At 65.1% G+C, this 22,090-nt stretch carries 21 protein-coding genes; 19 read left to right on the top strand and 2 right to left on the bottom strand.

What is annotated here, in order from left to right:
• Positions 1 to 44: 44 nt before the first annotated feature.
• A complete protein-coding gene (locus AB5T46_RS10775) occupies positions 45 to 1,313 on the bottom strand; it encodes a PA2928 family protein (RefSeq protein WP_370563931.1) in 1,269 nt (422 codons plus the stop codon).
• Between the two features lie 57 nt (positions 1,314 to 1,370).
• On the opposite strand from AB5T46_RS10775, the gene AB5T46_RS10770 reads away from it, so the two are divergent.
• A complete protein-coding gene (locus AB5T46_RS10770) occupies positions 1,371 to 1,652 on the top strand; it encodes an addiction module antidote protein (RefSeq protein ID WP_370563930.1) in 282 nt (93 codons plus the stop codon).
• Positions 1,653 to 1,874: 222 nt separating this feature from the next.
• On the opposite strand, the gene AB5T46_RS10765 is transcribed toward AB5T46_RS10770, so the two are convergent.
• The gene (locus AB5T46_RS10765; protein WP_370563974.1) at positions 1,875 to 2,057 is read right to left on the bottom strand and encodes a hypothetical protein; all 183 of its coding nucleotides are present in this window, start codon (positions 2,055 to 2,057) and stop codon (positions 1,875 to 1,877) included.
• On the opposite strand from AB5T46_RS10765, the gene AB5T46_RS10760 reads away from it, so the two are divergent.
• The 18 genes from AB5T46_RS10760 (at position 2,004) to AB5T46_RS10675 (ending at position 21,992) form a co-directional block, all read left to right on the top strand.
• Complete coding sequence (locus AB5T46_RS10760; RefSeq protein ID WP_370563929.1) at positions 2,004 to 2,597, top strand: hypothetical protein; 594 nt, start codon at positions 2,004 to 2,006, stop codon at positions 2,595 to 2,597. The genes AB5T46_RS10765 and AB5T46_RS10760 overlap by 54 nt on opposite strands.
• Before the next feature lie 107 nt (positions 2,598 to 2,704).
• Positions 2,705 to 6,820: an ATP-binding protein gene (locus AB5T46_RS10755; protein WP_370563928.1), complete on the top strand. Its 4,116-nt coding sequence runs from the start codon at positions 2,705 to 2,707 to the stop codon at positions 6,818 to 6,820.
• A 372-nt stretch (positions 6,821 to 7,192) separates the two neighbouring features.
• Positions 7,193 to 7,807: a Pvc16 family protein gene (locus AB5T46_RS10750; RefSeq protein ID WP_370563927.1), complete on the top strand. Its 615-nt coding sequence runs from the start codon at positions 7,193 to 7,195 to the stop codon at positions 7,805 to 7,807.
• 287 nt (positions 7,808 to 8,094) lie between these two features.
• On the top strand, positions 8,095 to 9,441 hold the full coding sequence (locus AB5T46_RS10745) for a phage tail sheath family protein (protein WP_370563926.1): 1,347 nt from the start codon (positions 8,095 to 8,097) through the stop codon (positions 9,439 to 9,441).
• Between the two features lie 10 nt (positions 9,442 to 9,451).
• Positions 9,452 to 10,672, top strand: a complete 1,221-nt coding sequence (locus AB5T46_RS10740) for a phage tail sheath family protein (RefSeq protein WP_370563925.1) — start codon at positions 9,452 to 9,454, stop codon at positions 10,670 to 10,672.
• A 6-nt stretch (positions 10,673 to 10,678) separates the two neighbouring features.
• Positions 10,679 to 11,113, top strand: a complete 435-nt coding sequence (locus tag AB5T46_RS10735) for a phage tail protein (protein ID WP_370563924.1) — start codon at positions 10,679 to 10,681, stop codon at positions 11,111 to 11,113.
• Positions 11,107 to 11,475, top strand: a complete 369-nt coding sequence (locus tag AB5T46_RS10730; RefSeq protein WP_370563923.1) for a hypothetical protein — start codon at positions 11,107 to 11,109, stop codon at positions 11,473 to 11,475. The genes AB5T46_RS10735 and AB5T46_RS10730 overlap by 7 nt, the downstream gene beginning before the upstream one ends.
• On the top strand, positions 11,472 to 11,633 hold the full coding sequence (locus AB5T46_RS10725) for a DUF6760 family protein (RefSeq protein WP_370563922.1): 162 nt from the start codon (positions 11,472 to 11,474) through the stop codon (positions 11,631 to 11,633). The genes AB5T46_RS10730 and AB5T46_RS10725 overlap by 4 nt, the downstream gene beginning before the upstream one ends.
• A 57-nt stretch (positions 11,634 to 11,690) precedes the next feature.
• On the top strand, positions 11,691 to 12,236 hold the full coding sequence (locus AB5T46_RS10720) for a phage tail protein (protein WP_370563921.1): 546 nt from the start codon (positions 11,691 to 11,693) through the stop codon (positions 12,234 to 12,236).
• Positions 12,233 to 13,843 carry a hypothetical protein gene (locus AB5T46_RS10715; protein ID WP_370563920.1) on the top strand — a complete coding sequence of 537 codons (1,611 nt, stop codon included), beginning with the start codon at positions 12,233 to 12,235 and terminating at the stop codon, positions 13,841 to 13,843. Before AB5T46_RS10720 ends, AB5T46_RS10715 begins: the two co-directional genes overlap by 4 nt.
• Entirely contained in the window at positions 13,840 to 14,526 is a 687-nt protein-coding gene (locus AB5T46_RS10710) for a CIS tube protein (protein WP_370563919.1), read from the top strand. Before AB5T46_RS10715 ends, AB5T46_RS10710 begins: the two co-directional genes overlap by 4 nt.
• A gap of 44 nt (positions 14,527 to 14,570) precedes the next feature.
• On the top strand, positions 14,571 to 15,629 hold the full coding sequence (locus AB5T46_RS10705) for a phage late control D family protein (RefSeq protein WP_370563918.1): 1,059 nt from the start codon (positions 14,571 to 14,573) through the stop codon (positions 15,627 to 15,629).
• The gene (locus tag AB5T46_RS10700) at positions 15,626 to 16,330 is read left to right on the top strand and encodes a phage baseplate assembly protein V (RefSeq protein WP_370563917.1); all 705 of its coding nucleotides are present in this window, start codon (positions 15,626 to 15,628) and stop codon (positions 16,328 to 16,330) included. The genes AB5T46_RS10705 and AB5T46_RS10700 overlap by 4 nt, the downstream gene beginning before the upstream one ends.
• A complete protein-coding gene (locus tag AB5T46_RS10695; protein ID WP_370563916.1) occupies positions 16,330 to 16,650 on the top strand; it encodes a hypothetical protein in 321 nt (106 codons plus the stop codon). The genes AB5T46_RS10700 and AB5T46_RS10695 overlap by 1 nt, the downstream gene beginning before the upstream one ends.
• A 2-nt stretch (positions 16,651 to 16,652) precedes the next feature.
• Positions 16,653 to 17,099 (top strand): GPW/gp25 family protein, encoded by a 447-nt coding sequence (locus AB5T46_RS10690; protein ID WP_370563915.1) that lies wholly within the window; start codon positions 16,653 to 16,655, stop codon positions 17,097 to 17,099.
• Positions 17,096 to 20,188 carry a putative baseplate assembly protein gene (locus AB5T46_RS10685; RefSeq protein ID WP_370563914.1) on the top strand — a complete coding sequence of 1,031 codons (3,093 nt, stop codon included), beginning with the start codon at positions 17,096 to 17,098 and terminating at the stop codon, positions 20,186 to 20,188. The genes AB5T46_RS10690 and AB5T46_RS10685 overlap by 4 nt, the downstream gene beginning before the upstream one ends.
• A 2-nt stretch (positions 20,189 to 20,190) precedes the next feature.
• Positions 20,191 to 21,246, top strand: a complete 1,056-nt coding sequence (locus AB5T46_RS10680) for a baseplate J/gp47 family protein (RefSeq protein ID WP_370563913.1) — start codon at positions 20,191 to 20,193, stop codon at positions 21,244 to 21,246.
• Positions 21,246 to 21,992: a phage tail protein I gene (locus AB5T46_RS10675; protein WP_370563912.1), complete on the top strand. Its 747-nt coding sequence runs from the start codon at positions 21,246 to 21,248 to the stop codon at positions 21,990 to 21,992. Before AB5T46_RS10680 ends, AB5T46_RS10675 begins: the two co-directional genes overlap by 1 nt.
• The last annotated feature ends 98 nt before the right edge of the window (positions 21,993 to 22,090 follow it).

The following is a 22,090-nucleotide window of genomic DNA, read 5'->3' as shown; positions in this document are numbered from 1 at the left end:
CATAGTCGAGGGCGCAGCGCCATCGGAACCTTTTCCGGGAGGCCTCAGTCGGTGGTCAGCGTCGCGTCCCGCGTGACCGCGCCATCGGCGGTGGCCACCGTGACGAGCTGTTCCGGGGCGAGCTGGCGGCCCGGCGGCTCCGGTGGCGCGCCGGTGAACAGCACGCGCTCGACGTCGGGGAAGATCTGGGTGATGCGGACCAGACCGGTGTCTGCCGTCCACAGCGGGACGCCGTCGAACCCGGCGCGGGTGAGATGCAGCGTGCCTTCGTGGCCGATGCGCTCGCGATGCAGGATCAGCATGCCGTCGGGGTCGTGCAGGCGCAGCACCCGTGCCGCGACGGCCTCGCGCAGCAGGCCGCCCTGCAGCCAGTCGCGGGCCTGCCCGGGCAGCGGCTCGATGGCGGCGAGCTTGTAGTCGTCATCGTCATCGCCGTTGCGGTGCTCGTGCAGGCTGACCAGGAAGAAGCGGCGCCGCTCGGTTTCGCCATGAACCTGTTTCAGCGGGCTCCACCATGTGCCCGGCGTCTCCCTGCGCGCTTCGTGTTCGGTGAACAGGCCCAGCCAGCGGCGCTCGTCCAGCGCCAGGCCGCGATACCAGAAGTCACCGGGTCGGCCAAGGCCGGGTCGGCCAATGGTTATCGGTGCCGGCGGCTTCCACCTGAGCAATTCGCTGGCGCCGATCGCCTGCGGCGCAGGCGGCGGCGCGTAGGGCTCGGCGTGCAGGGTGTCGGGATCGACCCGGTACTCGCGGCCGTCGGCGGCGACGAAGCCGAGCCGGCCCTGCGCATCGTCGAAGTGCACATACTTCGGTTCCGTAGGCAGCAGCCCGGCCAGCGCCGGGTTGGCGTCTTCCAGGGCGGCGACCGCGTCCGGCGCCTCGCGCGATGCCAGGTCCACCACCGCCAGCCGCGTGGTGAACAGCCACAGGCGGCGGCCGTCGTAGCCCAGCAGGCGGCTCTCGTTGCGCAGCGTAAAGCCGTCGGCGCGCCCGACGAGCGTGTGCGACCAGATCGGCCGCGCGCCGGCGGCGTCGTGGACGACGAGGTCCAGCCCGTGCTGCCGCCGCTCCTCCATCAATCGATTGCGCCATGGCGGCAGGCGCTCGGCCAGCACCAGGGTGAACAGGAGGTCGTCGCCATCGGCGCCGGTGATCCGCAGCGAGTCGCCTTGCCGGTCGCGCTCGAGAAGCGGTTCGACCGCGCTCCAGAACAGGTAGGCGCCCACGCCCACAGCGAGCAGTACGCCGAATGCCAGCACCTTTGCGGCGAACGTCGGGCGGCGTTGCGGCGGCGCTTTCGTTGTAGCGTGCACGATCGATACCCTCGGCGTCAGCGGGTGACGGGATGACAGACAGAGCGGGACTATTCCATGCAACGCGAATTCAACGTCGCGACGGCCAGTGTCATCTGCGCCATCGGTGAAGCCATATCGGCGGGGCTGGCCGAATACCTGAAGACCGATGCCGACATCACGGCGTATCTGGATGCGTGTTTCGACGAGGCGCCCGATGATCCGGCGTTCCTGCTGCACGCGCTGGGCACGGTTGCGCGTGCCCGCAACATGAGCCGGCTTGCGCGCGACAGCGGCCTTACCCACGAGGGCCTGTACAAGGCGCTCTCGAGCGATGGGAGCCCCAGCTTCGGCACGTGATGAAAGCCGCCGGCGCGATGGGCTACCGGTTCGCGCTGGTGCGGAAGGGCGGGCAGGCCGGCAGGAAAGGCGGGCCGGTGACGAAGGGCGAGCGCATCGGGCCGCGTGTGGCGTCCAGGGCGCCGGCCAGAAGGACGGCGGCGCGGGCAAAGCGCTGAGTTCCCGATCGGCGCCTGCCGCGGATGGACCCCGGCCGATCAGCAGGTGGAGAATCCGATACCTCTACTCGTTCACAGCGATTAATCGAAGGGCCGCTTCGATCATCCGTTCCGGTGCCAGCGGATCGTGCGGCAGCGGAATGTCGGGCTGCAGCCCGACCATCGCGGTGTCCCCGCTGGGCCGGTAGATGACGTGGATCGGCGAGGTTGCTCGCTTCGAGAAGTGCGGCCTCGATGCGGCGCGCATCTGGTGGGACCGCACGCCGACGAGGTGATCAATCCGTTCGCCCTGGCGATACGGTACGGCCTCACCGCGCGTCAGCTCGAGGTCACGGTGTTCGCCTATCCCAGCGCTGCTTCCGACATCGGGTACAGCCCTGAATCGAGTAGGCCAGCCTCATGCCCGCAAGGTGATGGACCGGCATGTGCCGCCGACAGACGCCCGGGTTGCACGACCGATGCACAAGCATTCAAGTCACAGGAACACGAGAATCGCGAACCGTGCCCGGACTGCGCCCGACAGGGTGGGATACAGTGCAATCGGATCGGCCAAATGCGGATTGGAGAAGAGGCGGAGCCGCGGGACAAGCCGACAAGATGGGAAAACATCTTGGGGCGATGTGGGGCTTTTCGTGTTCGATGTGCCGGGATGGGCAGCGCATGCCCGATGTCGCGGGACGGTGAGTCGCTCGCCCGCCGCGACGATGCAGATCACGGCACGCATCGGTCTGCCACGAGAACGTGCTATTTGAAGCGAGTAACGAACCGTCGATGGGTGCCGGTATAGGGAGTTCGTGGCAACGCACTGGCGGGGATGCTCCGCGGTGGTTGGATGATTCGTCTGTGCTCAGGAGTGAGAGGAACCGTCTCCGGTATTTCGAGGCGGCGAGTCGCGTGAACAACGGATGCACTCTGTGTTGGGGAATGAAATTGGTTCGGATTTACGATCTCGCCATGAAGGCAGTGGCGCGGACAGGTGTGCTGGTCGCACTTGCAGTGACTCCGTCTCACGCTGCGCACGCCACTGAGCAGCTTGTGGTCCGCCACTATCAGTCGGCGGACGGACTGCCAGTGAGCAGTGCCACAAGCGGCCATGTAGACAGCAACGGATTTTTATGGCTCGCAACGCACGATGGTCTGGTGCGTTTCGATGGCAAGGCGTTCAAGGTCTACAACACCTTCAATTCCCCGGCGATACGAAACAACAGGATCGTCGACATCTACCGGGGGAAGACAGGGCGCTCGTATGCACTGACAGCCGACGGAGACCTGTTGCACCTGGACGTCGGTGGAGTGCGACGTATCGGGCTGGGAACAGGTGCACCGGCTTCAATCGTCCGTGCTGTCTACGAGGAGCCGTTCTGCGTCACCACCGCGCAGGGCCTGTTCTGTGAAGAGGAGAACGGAGATTTCAGCCTGCGCCTGCCTTTTGAAACCGGTCTCGAGGCGGCGGCGGCCTTTCCAGTCGCCGAAGACCAATTCTGGCTGCTCATTCCGGACAAGGGGATCGTGTTACAGACGGGGCGGGAACGCCGCTTGCTGTTCGACGATGCGCATGCCTATACGACGCCCGTCTTGCTGCCCAAGGCGAAAGTGGGGCGTGATGGACGTCTGACTGTCACCTGGAAAGGAGGCCTTTTACAAATTGAGCGTGACGGAGAGTCGCGTTGGGTCATGAGCAATGCGGAGGAGCCGATCCATGTCGTCCAACTTCGTCAGGATCGCGATGGAACCCTGTGGGTTGGAACAGATAGGGGGATTTATCATGTTGATCATCAGGTGCTTCGTCTGTTCAGGGGATTGAACGACGAACGCGACCCGGTGCCATCGCAGAGCTGGCGTGCGCCGGACGGCGCGCTTTGGGAGTGTCTCGGGGGACGTCTTTTCAGGGAGGGGGTCCTTGTCCTGGATAGCGATGGGATGGTCAATGACGTCAGCTTCGATGCTGCAGGGACCGCATGGGTCAGTACCTTACGAGATGGTGTTTATGCGTTATCGCGCCCGCGAGTGGAGACGTTTGGCGTTGCGGATGGATTGTTTGCCGACAACGTGTATACCGTGGCACGTGACACGAAGGGGACGATGTGGCTCGGCAGTCTCAACGGTCCGGTGCAGGCGGTTGGTGCCGGCGGAGATATCAGGCGTTACGGGCTTGAGAGTGGACTTCCGGGGCTGAATCCTTGGGCGGTAACGGTGGCGCCGGACGATGCGATATATGTCGGGACGTATAGCCCGGGACTGTTCCGAAAGGAGGAGGGAGGAAACCGGTTTGAAAAGGTTCGCTTGCCCGGGCCCTTGTCGCGCGCGCGGATATTGGCGCTGAGCTTCGACCGTGCGGGGCGGTTCTGGCTAGGCACGACAAAAGGAGTCTGGCGTCGTGAAGGCGCGTCCTGGCGCAGGGTTTGGCCGGAAAATGAAGATGTCGGAGTCCACGCCATATTGCACGATGTCGATGGAGGTGTCTGGTTTGGAGCGGTGAGCGGTTTGTGGCGACGGCGGAACGGCGTTGTCGAAGCGGTCGCCGCCGATGTCATCGAGGGCGTGGCGGTGCGTGGTTTGCTGCAGGATCGCGGTGGTGCAATCTGGGCGAGCACGGAAGGGTACGGACTGGTTCGTATCAACACCTCGGCATCCGCCGACATGACAGTCGCGAGATTGGGGCGCGCGGAAGGCCTGCCGTCGGACAGTCCACATTCCGTGCTCGAGGATGACGATGGAAATCTATGGGTCAATAGTAATCAAGGAGTTTTCAGGGTTGCGAAGGAGAATCTGCAGGACTGGATCTCCGGTTCGGCCCCAACGATTACACCGTTGATATTGGGACTTTCCGACGGGGTGACGGAGCTGGAAGGGAATGGCGGACTGCAGCCTGCCGCTGCATTCGATGTGCAGGGGCGGATGTGGTTTCCGTATCAGCGTGGTGTCATCCGGATCGATCCGGACAGATTCTCCTGGACAAGGAAGGCGCCCGTGCCCGTGATCGATGGCCTCGAGGCCGGCGGAACCACGTTCGCCGCGGGTACGGTTTCCTTGCCGGTCGGGACCCGTTCGGTGAGTATTCATTACAGCGCATCGGACCTCCACGACGGGAGAGCCGTTCGATTCCGATATCGCATTTTTCCTGATGACGGGCGTTGGGTGGACGTCGGCGGCCAGCGGGCCGTATCCCTGGCTTCGATGCCGCCGGGAGACTATCTTTTCGAGCTGATCGCCGCCAACGGCGATGGGGCCTGGTCGACTGCCCCGGCGACTTTGGCGTTCACCGTCCCCGCGCGATGGTACGAGACAGCATATTTCAGGCTGTCGATTGCAGCTTGCCTGGTCGGGCTGATCTTTCTGATGGCTCAACAACGCGTCCGTGGCGCTCGCAGGCGTGCCGAGGACCTCGGCCGGCAAGTCGAGGCCAGGACCAGGGAGTTGCGTATTGGAAAACGCCAGGTCGAGGACGCGCTGATGAAGCTGTCCGAAAGTCACCGTGTCATCGAGGAGAAGAACCTTCGCCTGGCGGATCAGGCTTCGCGGCTGGAGAAGATCAACAACTTCCGTGCGCGCCTGTTCGCCGACGTCAGCCACGAGTTGCGCACGCCGCTGATGCTGGCCAGCATGCCCCTCAAGGAGATCGGGCGGAAAGCGCTCAATCTGCCCCAGGCCGATCATCGACGGCTGGCTCTGTCCATTTCGCAGATGGATCGGCTGACGCTGTTGGTGCAGCAGATGTTGTGCCTGGCGCAAGCCGAAGCCGGCCAGCTCAAACTGAGCATCACTTCCTTCGATGTCTGCCAGTTGCTGAAGGAGATCGTCGACGGATTCAGGGTGTTGAATGAGAAATCGGCTCTCCGCTACGAGATTCACGACGATGCAGTCTTTCTGCCGATATTCGCCGACCGCGATCGCCTCACGACGGTGCTCGACAATCTGCTAGACAACGCCAGCCAATACGCGCCCCCCGGCAGTGTCGTCGATGCGCGCCTGAGCGTCGACGCGGCGGCCGAAATGGTCCGGATCGTCGTCAGCGACTCGGGCCCCGGATTTTCTCCGGCGCTTGCCAAGAACCTGTTTCGACGTTTCTTCAAGGGCGAGGCCAGCCCGCGCGCCGGCCGCGACGGCCTCGGAATCGGCCTGGCCACGGCGAGGGAACTGGTCGAGCTGCATGGTGGCGAAATCGGCGCATCCAGCAGACCGGGGGAAGGTGCGAGCTTCTGGATTACCCTGCCGCTGGGCAGCGCCCACGTCTCCCTGGATGAGTTGGATCCGGGGCCGACGCAGGTGGCGGTTCCGATGCGGGCAGCCAATGGCGGATCGGCCAGGGCAAGAAAGGTGTTGATCGTCGAGGATCATTCCGAGCTTGCCAATTATCTCGGGCATCGCCTGGGGGAATATTGTCCGGTGCAGGTGGTGGCCGATGCCGAACAGGCGCTTGGATGGCTGGCGCAGGAAGCGTTCGGGATGGTGGTCGCCGATGTCGTGCTGCCCGGCATGAGCGGGATTGCCCTGTGCAGGGACATCAAGGCCGACCAGCGCCTTGCCGACTTGCCAGTGTTGCTGATGTCGGCGCGGGCGGAGTCGGCCCGCAGCGAAGAGGGGCTGAATGCTGGAGCAGAGGCGTATCTGGTCAAGCCGTTCAGTTTCGAGGCGCTTCTCAACGCGATCTCCCGTGCGTGGCCTGATGCCAGCCTTTATTTCAGAAGTGATGACAGGATTGTTTCCGAAGCGGGGATGTCGCCGTTGTTGTCGCCGGCGCTGAACGCGCTTTCCGACCCCGATTTCAGCGTCGGGAGTTGGGCTCGACAGTCTTACCTGTCCGAACGGCAACTGCGTCGCAGGGTGATCGAGTTGACAGGGCAGTCGCCGGTGGCGTGGCTGCGCGAGCAGCGGCTGTTGCGGGTCAGAAAGCTGATCAGCGACGGGACCTGCCGGGCCTTGTCGGAGGCGGGGGCCAAGGTCGGCCTGGACAACCCCGGCTACCTGTACCGCATCTATCGCGCCCGCTTCGGGGTAGCGGAAGACTAGATCGAGTCGCGAAGCGTCGCGCTGCCTCTGCGATTGACGGGCAATCGTGCATCGACGAGTCGTTGTCGCCAGAAAAAATGTGACTGCAATCGCGGTTCTGCGTGGTTGGCCGATTTCTGCATGTGCGTGTCCGTTCTGTTCCTGTCCTGCAACCGAGGCGCCTTCTAGCCTCGAGATCGGTTCCCGGGCATTGCCGGTAGCGATCGTGGTGGTGGACGAGAGGACCGACGTCCGCATCGTCGCCGGGACTCGTACTTCATACATAGGGACGGCTCGTCGTGAAGAACACCAAGCCTGTCGCACGCGCTCCCGTCGCCGTGGAGACAGATGAGTGGAGTCGCTGCAAGGGTTCGCTGCCCTCGGAGGCGAGCGATGCTCGATAGCCTGGACGAGACGGTCGAGGCGGTGATCAGGGCCGGCATACCACCGCGGCTGGAGGACCAGATCGCGATCAGCTTTGCCAGGCCGGACACCGACTTCGCGGCGACGATTCCCACCTTGAACCTGTTCCTGTACAGGATCACCGAGAACCAGGAGTTGCGCAATCGCGTGCCGACGGCGGAGCTGCAGGACGGCACCTACACCGGAGGCCTGGCGCCGGTGCGCGTGGATTGCAGCTATCTGGTGACCGCCTGGGCCGCGGCCGGAGACCAGGCTCCCGAGAAGACCGAACATCGCCTGCTCGGCTGGGCGCTGAAGCTCCTGCTGCAACAGCGTTACGTGCCGGACGACCTGCGAAAGGGCGTGATGAAGATGCAGTCCATGTCGCTGCCGACGGCGACGATCCAGAGCCCGGCCGAGCCGCGCGGGGACTTCTGGCTCGCGCTCGGTGGCAAGCCGCGCGCCGCGCTGGAATACAAGGTGACCATCGGCGTCACGCCGGGCGAGACGAAGGATCTGGGGCCGCCCGTGCAATCGGCCGTGTTGGACATGCAAACGTTCCGGGCGGAGGTCGACGATTCGCCCGTCGCGGAGGACTCGTCGTGATCCAGCCGCGCCGCTTCGAATGGCGCCGCCGTGGCGTTACGAAGACCATACAGCGTCAATGAGTTGGTTGAACCCCGTTTCCGGTATCGATTCACCGTGTTGTGGCCAAGCGCCGCTTGATCACGGTTCCAGCTGATAAAGGACGTGACATGACTACCTATCAAGCTCCCGGTGTGTACGTAGAAGAGGTGACTCCCGCTCCTGGTCCGATTCAGGGGGCGAGTACCAGCGTTGCCGCATTTGTCGGTGCGACCCAAAGCGGACCCGTCCCCAGGACAGTCCACGCGGTGAGCAGCTATCGACAGTTCGTCGACCTGTTCAAGGATCACGACAACAAGTTGCCCGCCCACGATGTGGGGCTCGACCTGCTGGCGAACAGCGTCTACGGCTTCTTCAACAACGGCGGCGCGCGCTGCTACGTAACGCGAGCAGCGTCACCCTCTCAGGGAGACGAATCCGGAAAGGAAAAAGCCCAACAAAAAGCCAAGCAGTATCTGGCCGAGAAGATCCTCGCGGCCGTGACAGATCTGCTTAAAAATCACGGCCGTGAACTGGCTTCCGCAGAGAAGAAAAAGCTGAAGGATGAGTTGCAATCGAAACTGCCGATTGTCAACAGCCCGTCTTCTTTGTCTCCCCTCCAGAAGGCTCTGGAGAGCTGGCTAAAGGAACACTGGAAGGACATCGCCGCCAATCTGACCGACGACTTGAAGAGTTTGCTGAAAGTCTGGCTGCAAGCCCAGGAGCAAACACACAGGGACGCCATTATCACTGACACCATCTGTAAAACCGATATCCGTAAAGCCCTGGCCGCACTGGAGCCGCATGACGATATTTCGATCGTTGCCGCGCCGGGTATGACGGACCCTTCACAGTGGGAGGATTTGATCTCTCACTGCGAAACCTTCGAGCCGAACCGTTTCGCTGTCCTGGACGCGCCCAATGACGCGGACTGGGCCGCCACCCCGCCAAAATCCCGCGACCTGCCCCAGAAGTCAGACTACGCGGCGATCTATTATCCCTGGGTCAGGGTCGCGGATGCGATCAGTGGCAAGGAGGTCGCTGCACCTCCAAGCGGCCACGTCGCTGGCGTCTATGCCCGGGTGGACGCCCAGCGTGGCGTGTTCAAGGCCCCGGCGAACGAGTCCGTCTACGGTGCGTTGGACCTCCAGACCTACATCAGCAGCAACCAGCAAAAGCAGCTGAACGACCCACTCGCCATCAACTGCATTCGAAGGCTCAATGGCGGCATCCTGATCTGGGGAGCGCGCACCGTACAGGCGCAGGACACCGATCCGTTCAAGTACGTCAGCACCCGCCGTACCTTCAATTACATCCGCCAATCGCTCGAGAGCGGCATGCAATGGGCGGTGTTCGAGCCGAACACTCCGGCGCTCTGGGGGCAGATCGTTCGCAACGCAACGTCGTTCCTGACCAAGCTGTGGCAGTCCGGCGGCCTGTTCGGCAGCACGGCGGCGGAGGCCTTCTACGTCAAGTGCGACGAAGACACCAATCCTCCCGACGTGCGTGCATCGGGCCAGGTCGTTACCGAGGTGGGGGTGGCGATCTCCCAGCCGGCCGAGTTCGTCGTGTTCTACCTGGGCCTGACCACCGGCTCGGCCACGCCGACCAGCTGAGGGTGCCGTCGTGTCCGTTGCTGCCGGAGCCCTTTCTCGACCGCGCGTCGTCCCCGCTGAAGCGGCGGAGGCGATCCCCGGCGTCTACCTGCCGCCGCAGCGCGACTCCTCCGCGGTCGAGCCTCCCCGGACGGGAACGCCCGCCTTCCTGGGCGTTCGGGGAATCGACCGCGTGATTTGCCTGGACAGCTGGGGCGCCGCCGTCGACAAGCTCGAGACGGTGACCGGCAAGGCTCCCTATGCGGTCCGGGGTTTCTTCGCCAACGGAGGACGCCGCTGCTACCTGGTTCCGGCGGGCGGTCAGCTGTCGTCGAACCCGGCCGAGCTCAACCTGTCCGAGTTGGAGCGCGTTGGCGACTTCGATCTCGTGTGCGCGCCGGACCTGGCGACGTTGCCGGCGGAACAACTCGCCCGGGCGCATGCCCGGATACTGGCCTGGTGCGCGCGTGACGGATGGCGTTTCGTCATCCTCGACGCGCCCCAGGCTGCCAGCGATCTCGCCACCTATCGCCGTGCGCTGGACGACGCCCTGCGCGGACAATCGTCCGAGGTGCCATCGTTCGGCGCCGGATACTACCCGTGGCTGCGGGTCGCCGATGCGCGCGTCTCTTCCGGGGATACGGGAAGCTCGTCCGGTCGCGGCGGGGCCAGCCTGGTTTCGGTGCCATCCTCCGGTCACGTCGCCGGGATCTACAGCCGCACCGACCGCGACAAGGGTGTCTGGTCGGCACCCGCGAATGAAGTGGTGGTGGGGGCGATGGCACTCGACGGCGATGAACCACCGGCGGCTGCGAGCACCGCGGGTTTCAATGCCGTGCGCAGCTTTCGCAAGCGCGGGATCCGCGTCTGGGGTGCGAGAACGCTTTGCGACGGCTCGGCCTTTGACTACCTGACCGCGCGCCGGACGTTGCAGGCGGTGGCACGTCGCCTGGAGCAGGTCCTCACCCCCATCGTCTTCGAGCCCAACACACCGCTTTTGTGGATGAGGATCAATCGTATCGTCAGCGCCCAGCTCGACGATCTGTACCGCAGCGGTGCGCTCGCAGGGAACACGCCCGAGGAAGCCTACTTCGTGCGCTGCGATGCGGATACCAATACATCGCAGGCGCGGGTACAGGGACAGGTTGTCGCCGAGGCCGGGATCGCGGTGGTCGCCCCGGCGGAGTTCATCACCATCGATATTCGGGTAGGCGAGAACGATCTCGCCATTTTTCAACACGTTGGAGGATAAGCAGCCATGGCCCAGACAGACCCGTTCCGGGGATACAACTTCAAGGTCGAGATCGACGGCATTACCAGCACCGCGTTCAAGGAGTGCGGCGGGCTGGACAGCTCGACGGGGGTCGTGACCTATCGCGAGGGCACCGATCCGACGCTCGGCCAACGCAAACTGTCGGGCCTTCTATCGGTTTCGAACGTCACTCTGCGCCGCGGGATCACCAGCGATCACTCGCTCTGGGACTGGCGCCAGAGCGTCGCTTCCGGAGATCTGCAGCGCCGCGACCTGTCGATCGTCCTGATGGACGACAAGGGCGAGGAACAGATCCGCTGGAACCTGCAGAACGCCTGGCCCGCGCGATGGAACGGCCCCAGCTTTGACGCGACTTCCGACGCCGTCGCCATCGAGGCGCTGGAGCTGACCCACGAGGGTGTCGAGGTCCAGACGTGGTAACGACGATAGAGTTTCCCTTCGTTCTGCCCAGCGGTTACACCGACGATGAAGGTGTGGTGCACCGCGAAGGGAACATGCGGCTTGCGACCGCCTACGACGAGATCGCACCGCTCAACGACGCCCGCGTCCGGAACAACCCAGGCTACCTCGTCATCATCCTGCTGTCCCGCGTCATCAACAAGCTGGGGGGGCTGAGGCACATCAATACCCGGGTCATGGAAGGTTTGCCGTCGCAGGACTTCGTCTATCTGCAGGACCTGTACCGGCGGATCAACGAGCAGGGTCACGCACGCCTGCCGGTGAGTTGTCCGCATTGCCACGAGCAGTTCGAGGTGGAGGTGCAGCCTCCGGGGGAAGCATGAGCTACCCCTCGGACCGTCTGTTCGAGGAGGTAGCGTATCTGTCCCGTTATCTACATTGGTCGTACGACGAGGTCATGCGCCTGGACCATCTGGAGCGGCGGCGCTGGGTCATGCAAGTGGCGGCCGTCAACGGAGAACTCAACCGTGCGTGCAACTGAAGTCGGGTTGCCGTCGTGGTGGAGATCGACCGAGGGAAAAGCAGCGAGGGTCATGTCATGCCGATAGGGTTGAATGCAGCGCTGGCGGTCGCCAAGGAGCAACTCGGCGTGCGGCTCGATCCGCATCTCGGGAACAACTTCTTCGTGGAGGTCGACGGCCTGCTTGTCGGCAGCTTCAGCACGGTACGCGGCCTGCAGAGCGATGTGAAGTTGACGGAACATGACGAGGGTGGCGTCAACGGGTACCGCCATCAGTTTCCCGGGCAGGTGAGTTACCCGCGGCTGGTGCTGGCGCGTGGGGTGACCGAGCTGGACACCATGTACAGTTGGTACGCCCGCGTATGCCGCGGCGAGTTCGAACGCCGCGACGTCACGGTGATGTTGCTGGACCGCAGGCGCGTTCCGGTGATGTGGTGGAACGTCAAGGCCGCGTTGCCGGTCAAGTGGGTCGGCCCGGACTTCGATGCGTCGCGATCGACCCAGGTGGCCGTCGAGAGCGTGGAGTTGGTCCACCGCGGCATCGTCAAGCCGTTGCTCAGCCGGGGCGCGAGTGCCGCCCACGCGCTGGGTGAGGGGATCAATACGGTGGTCGAGTCGCAATGAGCGAGGAAGCGCCAGCCATGGAGCTTCGGGACGGGGCCGGGCGGCCCTGCTGGGTGTCGCATCTGGATCGCAGCCTGGTGGCGCGCCTCGCGCGCCGGCCGACGGTCATCCCGCCCGCGCTGGGCGACAGGATATGGCGATCCATCGAGTACTTCACGGCGCGTGCGCGCATGCTGGCGCAATCGCTGATCGACCGCGTATCGCCCACCGAGCGGTGGGTCAACGATATGCCCATCGTGCACGTAAGCTGGCAGCAGCCTTTCCAGTCGCCGGATCCGGACGCGTCGAGCGCATCACCTGGCCGGAACGGCGCGCCGCCGCCCGTGGCGACCGTGATCGGAGCGGCGCGCCGTTCGGGAATCGAGCCCGGAACGTCACCGGCATCCGCCAAAGCGCCGCCGCAACTCCCCGCCGTGACTTCCACCGCGGACCTGGCCGGGATGGCGCGTTCGAGGAACGGGACGGTTCCGGCTCCGGGACAGGGGGAGGACCACGATGCGCACGGCGGTCGTCCAACGGCCGCGTCGTCGGTCTCCCGCGAATCGGCAGCGCCTGCACGTCGACTGCAGCCGGCGGACACGCCGGGAGATGACGGCGCGGTCACGCTGAGGATGCCGCCCGGCAGGCGGCGCACGGCGCCCCAACGCACCTCGGTCCATTCCACTTCGGCCGTCGACATGGACCGGCCACCCACGAGTCGGACGATGACCGGTCGTTCCTCCCCGACAGTTCGCGAAGAGGCCGCCGACGCCATGCCGGAAGTGCGAGGGCAGCGGCCCGCGTCCATCGCTGCGCTCCCGGCGGAGGGCGGCGTGTTGCCGGCCGAAACGAAATCGGGGCCTGTCGCGGCCGAAGCGGCGCTTCGGTCGGGAAGCGGATCCGGGCCCGACGCATTGCCGGTCCCGGCAGAAGTAACCGAGTCGCCCGCCGTAACCCGGCAACCGCACAGGCTACCCCACGCGGTCGCGGCCAGCGGAAGAGAGGCGTCCACTCACGGGCCGGCGCGATTGTCGCCTCTGGACGAATCGAAGACGGTCGGTTTCGCGGCGATCACGACGGCCGATGCGGCGCGGCTGATGGAAGCACCGGGCAGGGTTGTGTCGCCTGCACGGTCGAATGAGCACGCCGGTGACGGCGTGGTCGCGTCGAGGCCACCGCCTGACAGGGTGCGTGCGCCAATCCGGCACACTCCGGCGTATTCCGAAGGCGTCCGGCAGCCGGCGATTCCTCCTGGCCACGATGGCCCGCTCACCGATGCTGCCCCACGGCAAGGTGCGTCTTTCGGTGCGGGAGCAACACCGCAAACGGTGCTGCCCTATGCCGGGCAGGCGAGTTTGCTACCGTCGGGTCCGGCCGGGTCGCCCGATGCGTCGCGGCCGGGAGCAGAAGGCATTGGAGGCCATTCGAACGATCCGGCCGGCTTGCCCGCGCCGGATTCGCCGCATGCTCCGGCACCGTCCACGAGTACCGGCACGCAGCGTGAAGATGAGCCTTCGCGTCATGCGCTGCGGGCGCTGATCGACATCGATCAGCTGTCCCGGCAGGTCGAGAGAAGGATCACGAAGCGGCTCGCCATCGACGCCGAACGCCGGGGAGGGTGGTCGTGACGCTGGAGAAGCTCACCATCGACTACGAATCCGACGGCAGGCGCGAGAGTCTGGAGGCGCTGTTCAACCCCGGCAGGCTCGTCTTCCGGCGCGGCGCCGACTGGGAGACCGTCGACGCTGCCAGGGCCGACGGACTCAGGGCGCTGAAGTTCAAAGGTCGCCAGTCGCCCACCCTGGCGCTCGACCTGTTCTTCGATACCTACGATGCCCCGGATACCGGGTCGATGTCATGGGCCCGATCGCTGAAGCCCTTCGCCAGCGTGATGCGCAATGCGCCGTCCAACGTTCTCGACAGGACGCGGGCGATCGATCGACTGACGGCCGTCGACAGGGAGAGGCACGAGCCCCCGACGTGCATCTTGCGCTGGGGAAGGAACGTCCTGTTCTGCGGCGTTCTCACGGGGGCGGACACCACGGTCACCCTGTTCCTTCCGGACGGTACGCCCGTGCGCGCCACGGTGAGCTGTCGCTTTACCGCCCGGGAGGTTCGCCAGAGGGAACTGCATTCGGCGGACGTCGCCAAGAAATACACCGTACAGCCGGGCGACACGCTGTCGCTCATCGCCTCGACCGTGTACATGGATCCGCGGCGCTGGCGACCGATCGCCAGGGCGAACGCCCTGGATGACCCGCTGCGCCTGACGCCCGGACAAATCCTGTTGATCCCCAAGCTCCGAAGCTGACCGACTTGAGTGACTGATTTAAGCCGATTGATTGACACAACGCCATGAACCTTCCCGCCAATCCTCTGATCGCCGACTACCAGGTCAAGGTCAACCGCGTGCCGCTCGATCCCGCGGCGACGATCGACGTGCTCGGGGTTACGGTGCTGGACGATATCGCGGGGCCTTCGATGTTCACTTTGCGTCTGGCGACCTGGCGCCAGGCGACGCAGGCCTATACCTGGGTGGACAGCGATCTGTTCGTGATCGGCGCCGAGGTCGAGGTTTCGCTCGGCTACATCGACCGGCTCGATCCGATCATTTCCGGTGAGATCACCAGTCTCGAGCTGAGCCTTGGCTCGGAGGAGCAGCCGCAGCTGTTGGTTCGCGGCTATGACCGTCGCCACCGTCTGCTGCGCGGCGATCACACGCGGACCTTCGTGCAGATGTCCGACAGCGACATCGCCGCCCAGATCGCCCGCGACAACAGCTTGACGCCCCAGGTGGTGGACAGCCGCGTCGTCCACGAGCACATATGGCAGCACGCCCAGACCGATCTCGGTTTCCTGTCCACCCGGGCCGCGGCCATCGGCTACGAGGTCATGGTGGAGGACAAGACCCTCTATTTCCGCCCGCACCAGACGACTGCCGAGCCCGTCCTGGAGCTCACCGCGAGCTGCGACATCGAGTCGTTCGAGTTCAGGATGACCAGCCAGGGCCAGGTGGACACCCTGGAAGTCAGCGGTTGGGATGTCGGCACCAAGCAGGCGATCATCGGCCAGGCGCGGAGCGGTCAGTTGCAGGCGATGGGCGGGACGCTGGGCGCGGATCTCGCCGAGCAGGTGTTCGGTACCAGTTGCGGAGTGCGTACCGATCAGGCGATCAATTCCCAGGACGAAGCGAACAGCGCCAGCCAGGGGCAGTTGGCCACCCGAAGCCTGGCATTCGTTTTCGGCGAGGGCGTCTGCGTCGGACGCACCTGCTTGCGGGCGGGAAGCGTCGTGACCCTGAGCGGTCTGGGCGACCGCTTCAGTGGGCCGTACTACATCACGCGAGCGCGGCATAGCTGTTCCTCCGGGAACGGCTATCAGACAACGATCACGGTACGGAGGAATGCATCATGACGATGCAGGCATCGAGTGCCTGGCCGGAGGCGGCGCGCGTTCCTGGACAGCACGTTCCCGGGCGGATCTACGGCGCGGTCGTGGGGATTGTGTCCAACAACGTCGATCCGGAGGGCATGGGCCGGGTCAAGGTTCATTTCCCGTGGCTCAGCACCGAGGACGAGAGCGGCTGGGCCCGGATCGCGACCCCGATGGCGGGCGACAACCGCGGTGTCTGGATGCTGCCCGAGGTCGGCGACGAGGTGCTGGTGATGTTCGCGCACGGCAACATCGACCAGCCCTATGTGATCGGTGCGCTGTGGAACGGCGTCGATGCGCCGCCCGACAACAACGACGACGGGTTGAACAGCCGCCGGGTCATTCGTTCGCGCAGCGGCCACACCCTGACGTTCGACGACACCGAGGGCGCCGAGACCATCACCATCAGCGACGTCACGCAGAAAAACAGAATCGTCATCGACGCCAGCCAGGACACCATCACGATCGAATCGGCCGGCCGGATGAACCTGTCGGCGGCCCAGGGTATCGATCTGAAGAGCGACGGCGAGGTTGCCATCGACTGCGAGAAGTTCTCGGTGTCGGCGAAAACGTCCTACGACGTGCAGGCGAAGGGAAGTGGAAGCCTGTCGGCGGAGAGCGGCCTGGACATCGAGTGCATGACGGGCGTGCGGATCAACAAGGGCGCATTGGAGGTGACCTGATGAGCTATCTGGTGACAGTCGCCAATACCGTGTTGTGCAGCCACGGGGGCAAGGCCAGTCCGACGCTGCCCAACATGCGCGTGCGGGCGGGCGGCGAGCCTACCGTGACCCAGCCGCCGCCGTATCTCGTCGAGGGTTGTCCGTATGTCACGCCAGCGGGGGTCCCGCTGCCGTGCATCTCCGCCTCGTGGCTGACGGGCGCGCTGCGCGTCCGGTCCACGGGTCGGCCCGTCCTCCTGATCGGCAGCAAAGGCATCACCACGCCCAACGGCGTTCCGGCGAGCATTCTGCACGCGCAGATGCGGGTGCGGGGGCGGTGAGCATGGCATCGGACAAGCACGAGCGAGGATTTCTCGGCACCGGCTGGAATTACAGCCTGTACCCGGCCGTTCCCGCGGACGCCGGCGTCGGTCTGGACGAGAACCAACGCATCGCCGAGGCCAATGGGGAAGAGGTTGTCCACCAGTCGATCTGGCTCATTCTCAGCACGGCCATCGGCGAGCGCGTCAGCCGTCCGGACTTCGGCTGCGCCATCCATGACCTGGTCTTTTCTCCGATCAACGCGGCCACGATGGGGCAGGTCGATCATGCCGTGCGTCAGGCCCTGGAAGTGTGGGAGCCACGCATCGATCTGCTGGACGTCCGCGCCGAGCCGTCGCAGGGGTCGGCCGGCGCCGTGACGATCGAGGTTCTCTACGTGATCCGCACGACCAACAGCCGCTTCAACATGGTCTATCCCTTCTACCTCACGTCACCCGAGTCGGTATGAAACGCCTCGATCCTCCCGACATCGATTCCCGCGACACCGCCGACGTGATCCGGCAGACGTCCACGTTGGCAAGGAAGCTGTCCGGCTGGTCTCCTCCGGAGGACGAGGCCGACGCGGGCACGGCGTTGATCGGTGCCTTCGCCACCATGGCGCAGCAGGTCATCACGCGCCTCAACCAGATGCCGAACCGGCATTTTCTGGCTTACCTGCGCATGTTGGGCCTCCAGCCGCGTCCGCCACGCGCGGCCGAAGTGCCATTGACCTTCACCCCGAGCGCCGGCGCACAGCAGGTGCGGGTCCCGGCCGGGACCCAGGTACGCGGGCAGCACCACGACGGGACCAGCGCCACGTTCTACACCAGCGACGCGCTCGAGCTGCTGCCTTCTCGTAAACAGGGGCTGTTGCGCGCGATCACCTATCAGCCGGACATTGACTACATCTCGGTCGATACCGCCAAGGCCACCGGAAGGGAAGCCGGTTACTACAGCCTGTTCACGGGCAGCGATTTTGTCGAACATGCAATCTATCTCGCCGCGGACGATGTACTGACCATTGCCGACGCCACGATCGAACTATCGATCGTGTTCTCGTCGGAAGACGACGCCGAGAGCTGGCAGGAATTGCAGGAGATTTCCGGTACTGAACCAAGGCCATTCGTGCTCTTGGAGTACTTCCACGACGACGGAGTGCAGACTGGGTGGAAGCCGCTCGACCCTGCACCGGGCTCCGTCACAGAAGGCAGCGATGGAAGCGGCAACTATTGCTTCCAGTTCGATCGCCCCGCGGATATGGCCTCTTGTGCGCTGCCGATCGCCTCGGAGGCGACCCGCGCCTGTTGGATCCGGGCCCGCCTGACCGCCTGGCCGTCAGATGCCATCCCTGCCTGGTGCGACGTGACGCTCAGTACAGCGGAGTCCGTGGAGATTCCCGACACCGCGCCCGATCAGATCCAGTTCAACGGCGTACCCATCGACACCAGCAAGGACTACTACCCGTTGGGCCAGCAGCCGGCCTTCAACGACTGCTGCACCCTCGTGTACTGCGCGTTGCCGAGCGCGTCGGATGCCACGGTGACCCTGCACGTGGCAGTTTCGGAGGCGAATGCGGATCTGCAGACGAATGACGATCCGACGCTTGCCTGGGAGATCGGCAACGGGGACACGTGGACTGCGATCGATCCCGAGTTTGGCGCCGACGATGTTGCCATACTGAAGGCGTCCGGAACGGCGACGTTTTCGTTACCCGCTGCGGCCGCCGGCACCGATTCGCCGGCGTTGCGCGTGCGGCTCGCGAGTGGCGATTATGGCAAGGGCATCTTTGTCGTTGCCTCCGACGGCACACGCGACGGCACACGCGTCGTCGACAACGGCTACCGCCCACCGATCCTGACAAGCATCACCGCCAGAGCCTCGTACACCCCCAGTGCGACGCCGGTCTGCGTGACCGACAACGGCGAGGGGCGCCAGTTGGAGGACTTCGAGCAGCCGTTGGTGCCCTTCCAGCTCCGGGACGATCAGGAGCCGGCGTTCTACCTGGCGTTCGGGGAGTCGCTCGGGCAGGCCTCGGTCTCGATGTATCTGGAAGTGGGGCCGCTGTCCTTGAAGGGGGTGACACGATCGGAACTGCAGGCGCTGCAAGGCGGCGGCGAGCCGGCCGAGGTGCAATGGGAGTACTACTCGGCGACGTTCGCCGACTGGCAGTTGCTGGAGGTCATCGACGGCACGCACGGCTTCGCCCAGGGCGGTTTCCTGCGCTTCGTCGCCCCGGCGGATCACGCGCGCAGCGCACAGTTCGGATCGGCGCCCCTGTACTGGTTGCGCGTCCGGCTGGTGTCAGGTGGCTACAAAGTGCCTCCACGCGCGGGGCGCGTACTGCTCAACAGCGTGGCCGCGAGCAACGCCCGGACGATCCGCGACGAGGTGCTCGGCTCCAGCCATCAGACGCCCGGCCAGACGTTCGTCCTCGCGCATACGCCGGTCCTGGCCGATCCCGAACTGGTCGTGTGCGAGCCGACGCCGCCTTCCGACGACGAATCGGCGCAGCCGGGCGTGGAGTTCGATCCGCTGGCAGTGGCGCCGGCTAGTGCGCGCTCCTGGGTGGACGATGCGGGCGGGACGGAAACTGCGGCCGATCTGGGCGCGGCGTGGGTGCGCTGGAAACAGGTGGGGAGCTTCGCTGCGTCGGGGCCGCAGGATCGGCATTACACGCTCGATCACGAGAACGGCACGGTCACCTTCGGCGACGGCAGGAACGGCATGGCGCCGCCCGCCGGCAAGAACAACGTCGTCATGGCGTGCTACCGGTCCGGGGGCGGCGCTGCCGGCAACCTGCCTGCCGGCGCCATCGATCAGCTCGTCACCGCGGTGGCCCATGTCGCCACGGTCGACAACTTCATCGCCTCCTCCGGCGGTGCGGACGGCGAGGACAGCGACGCCGTCATGGACTGGGGGCCCAGGGTGCTGCGCCATCGCGGGCGCGCCACGGCCCGGCAGGACTATGAAGATCTCGCCAGGCAGGGCTTCCCGCAACTCGCCAAGGTGAGCGCGATCACGCCGAGCTTCGATCCGACCGAGGGAGCCGGGTCGACCAGGGGTGCCGGACACGTGCTCCTCGCGGTCGTTCCCGATGACGACAGCGACCGTCCGGCGCCGTCGTTGGGCCTGTTGCAGCAGATTGGCGACTATCTGCGGGCGCGCATGCCGCCTGCAGTGCAACTGAGCCTGTCCGGCCCCGACTGGCTGGTGGTGAACGTCGACGTCACGGTGATCGCCAAACGCATGGACCGCACGGGAGCGCTGGAAGATGAAGTCGGGCAGGCGTTGCGCCGTTTCCTGAACCCGCTGTCCGGCGGGTTCGATCGCACCGGCTGGGCGCTGGGTCAGATCGTGCATGACTCGGATCTGATTCGTTATCTGGTCGCGCAGCCCGGAATCGACAGCGTGAGCAAACTCGACGTCACCCGGGCGCCGATGGTGCACCGCGCCGGGCACGACGACATGCTCGAGAAGACCGCCGACAAGCGCCTGACGGTGCTGCTGGTCTGCTCCGGCGACCACCGCGTGAAGGCTCTGTCGCCTGGGAGCGCATAGCCATGCCCATTGAGCTACCCGATCTCGACGACATCGACTACGACGACCTGGTCGCGGGCGCGATCGCCGCGCTGCCCGGCTACGGCTCGGACTGGACCGACTACAACGCCTCCGACCCCGGCATCACCGTGCTGGAGATGCTGGCCTGGCTGACGGAAATGCTGGTCTACCGCACCGACCGGATCCAGCCCCGCACCTATCTGGCGTTCATGCAGCTGCTGATGGGTTACGGCGAGTCCGCACTGAGCGATGGCGGCGCGGAGCAAACAGCGGGTGACGTGCAGGCGGCGTTGCACGGACGGTTCGAGGCCGAGCCGGAGCAGACGGTACGCGACGTGCTCCTGACGCTGCGCCGCCGCTACCGCGCCGTCACCGTCGATGACTACGAGCAACTGGCATTGATCACATTTCCTGAAACGCTGGCGGTCGAGCGGAACGCGTCGGTTGAGCCGATCGATCGCTTGACCTGTCTGTCCGGGAAAGACGCGACCGATACCAGCTCAGGAACCCCGGCCGACTTGCCGGGTGCCGTCAGCCTGGTCGTTTTGCCGAGGGCGAGCACTGCTGGCGATTCCTGGGTCGAACCGTCGAGCGATCTCGTCGACGCGTTGCTCGATTTCTTCGAGGACCGCCGGCTGATCACCACGACGGTGTGCGTGGCCGGTCCCCGTTTCGTTTCGCTACGTAAGGTCAAGGCGACCCTGTACATCGACGGCGACGCCCGCCCGCCGGGGGTTTTGCTGGATGCGCGTCGTGCGCTGTTCGAGTACCTGCATCCCGCCCGCGGCGGCAACGACCATGGCGGCTGGCCCTTCGGCCGGGCGGTTCGCAGCGCCGATCTGATGGCGCGGCTCGCCAACGTTGCGGGCGTCTCCTTCGTGGAGGACGTGACCGTGAAGACGAGCCCTTCCGGCGATGGCGACTCGGTCGCCCTCGAAGACGATCAGCTGCCGCAGTTGGCGATGGGCGACATCGACTTGAGCGCGAAGGTGCTGAAGGGTTCGTTGGGCCAGCAGGACAGCGATTGGGTCGACTGGAATCCGGAGGAGAACGGATGATGACGGATCTACGCGATACGGAGACAGCCAGCCGCTATTTGCAGTATCTGCCCGCGCCGCTGCAGGACGGGCGCTTCATCGGGCGCTTCCTGCTGGCGTTCGAGGCCATCCTGTCGGGCGGTGTGGTGGTGCGTTCCGAAGGCGGATCGGCGTCACGGCAAGAGAACGCTACGCTGGAACGCCTGCAGGGCCTGGGCGGGACCCTGGACGAAATCACTGCGTACTTTCAGCCGCAGGAGACGCCGCCAGATTTCCTGCCCTGGCTGGCCCGCTGGGTCGCGGTCGATCTGCGCGAGGACTGGTCGGAGTTGACGCGTCGCAACGTCGTGGCGTCCATCGTGCCGTTGTACATGCGGCGCGGGACGCGCAAGGGAATCGAACAGGCGATCAGGCTGTGCGTCAGCGAGACGGCGGACGTCCGCGTCGACGACAGTGATTCCGCGACGTATCCCTACCACTTCGAGGTCACCCTCACCATCGACGAGAACCAGTATCCGTCGACGCTGCAGCAGCTCTACCGCAAGGTGGAGGGCGCCATCGAGCTGCAAAAGCCCGCGCACACGTACTACAGCCTGGTGTTGCGGTATCCGTCGCTGGTGCTGCTGGACCAGCCTGATCTCAGCAATCCGACCAGGCGTGAGATGAGGCAGGCAACCAAAGGCATCTATGTGGCGATGAACACCGTGCTGGGCAGTGCTCCCGCGGATATGGAGACCGGCGAAAAACTCCAGGTTCCGGATTCATGACCGGGGCACTGTCACGACCGGTAGGAGCTCCGCCAACGGGTGACCCAGCGCCGCCGACCTTCAACGAGACCCTGGTTCCCATATATCGACAGGAAGAT

The sequence above is a fragment of the Luteimonas salinilitoris genome (genome assembly GCF_041300785.1).
In the GTDB taxonomy this organism is placed as follows: Bacteria; Pseudomonadota; Gammaproteobacteria; order Xanthomonadales; family Xanthomonadaceae; genus Luteimonas; species Luteimonas salinilitoris.
This window is presented reverse-complemented; position numbering and strand designations above follow the sequence as displayed.

Excerpts from the sequence above, each read along its gene's own strand:
- AB5T46_RS10750 (WP_370563927.1), top strand. The coding sequence starts at position 7,193 with ATGCTCGATAGCCTGGACGAGACGGTCGAGGCGGTGATCAGGGCCGGC.
- AB5T46_RS10715 (WP_370563920.1), top strand. The coding sequence starts at position 12,233 with ATGAGCGAGGAAGCGCCAGCCATGGAGCTTCGGGACGGGGCCGGGCGG.
- AB5T46_RS10735 (WP_370563924.1), top strand. The coding sequence starts at position 10,679 with ATGGCCCAGACAGACCCGTTCCGGGGATACAACTTCAAGGTCGAGATC.
- AB5T46_RS10700 (WP_370563917.1), top strand. The coding sequence starts at position 15,626 with ATGACGATGCAGGCATCGAGTGCCTGGCCGGAGGCGGCGCGCGTTCCT.
- AB5T46_RS10765 (WP_370563974.1), bottom strand. The coding sequence starts at position 2,057 with ATGCGCGCCGCATCGAGGCCGCACTTCTCGAAGCGAGCAACCTCGCCG.
- AB5T46_RS10690 (WP_370563915.1), top strand. The coding sequence starts at position 16,653 with ATGGCATCGGACAAGCACGAGCGAGGATTTCTCGGCACCGGCTGGAAT.
- AB5T46_RS10680 (WP_370563913.1), top strand. The coding sequence starts at position 20,191 with ATGCCCATTGAGCTACCCGATCTCGACGACATCGACTACGACGACCTG.
- AB5T46_RS10705 (WP_370563918.1), top strand. The coding sequence starts at position 14,571 with ATGAACCTTCCCGCCAATCCTCTGATCGCCGACTACCAGGTCAAGGTC.
- AB5T46_RS10720 (WP_370563921.1), top strand. The coding sequence starts at position 11,691 with ATGCCGATAGGGTTGAATGCAGCGCTGGCGGTCGCCAAGGAGCAACTC.
- AB5T46_RS10725 (WP_370563922.1), top strand. The coding sequence starts at position 11,472 with ATGAGCTACCCCTCGGACCGTCTGTTCGAGGAGGTAGCGTATCTGTCC.
- AB5T46_RS10695 (WP_370563916.1), top strand. The coding sequence starts at position 16,330 with ATGAGCTATCTGGTGACAGTCGCCAATACCGTGTTGTGCAGCCACGGG.
- AB5T46_RS10685 (WP_370563914.1), top strand. The coding sequence starts at position 17,096 with ATGAAACGCCTCGATCCTCCCGACATCGATTCCCGCGACACCGCCGAC.
- AB5T46_RS10675 (WP_370563912.1), top strand. The coding sequence starts at position 21,246 with ATGACGGATCTACGCGATACGGAGACAGCCAGCCGCTATTTGCAGTAT.
- AB5T46_RS10770 (WP_370563930.1), top strand. The coding sequence starts at position 1,371 with ATGCAACGCGAATTCAACGTCGCGACGGCCAGTGTCATCTGCGCCATC.